At 61.3% G+C, this 462-nt stretch carries 1 pseudogene; it reads left to right on the top strand.

The features are described 5' to 3' along the window. Window positions 1-94: 94 nt before the first annotated feature. Window positions 95-462: pseudogene (locus IB264_RS34260) on the top strand (membrane assembly protein AsmA); the annotation flags it as partial.

Genomic DNA, 462 nt, shown 5'->3' with positions numbered 1-462 from the left:
CGGGCAATCCGTTCCTTTGACCGGGTCTGTCACGATCGATACCCGGTTCGCGTTTCGCGGCCTCTCGGGGGATGCCCTGAGAAAAACGATCAACATGACCGGCAGCCTGGGCCTGCACAGCGCCACCTTCATCGCGCCGGGCGTCGCCGATCCCTCGTTGAGCGAAGTCAAGATTAAGAAGCTGGTGCTCAGGATCGATGACTTTGCAAAACCGGGGCGTCTGTCGGGCAGCCTGGCCTGGCGCGGCAAACCTGCCGAAGTCGATTTGCAGCTACCGTTAGGCAGTCTCTTGGCCGGGGACCTCGACACGGGCGAAATACCCCTGAAGCTTGACATGCGTATGCCGGGAGCGGCTCTTTCGCTTGATGGCAAAGCGGCCATTCCGAACGGCTATGCCGGCAAGCTGATTTTTTCGACAGCGGACGTTCGCGGGTTCCTTGGCTGGCTTGGACAGAGCGGCCC

The sequence above is a fragment of the Ensifer sp. ENS11 genome (assembly GCF_014851895.1).
Classification (GTDB): domain Bacteria; phylum Pseudomonadota; class Alphaproteobacteria; order Rhizobiales; family Rhizobiaceae; genus Ensifer; species Ensifer canadensis.
This window is presented reverse-complemented; position numbering and strand designations above follow the sequence as displayed.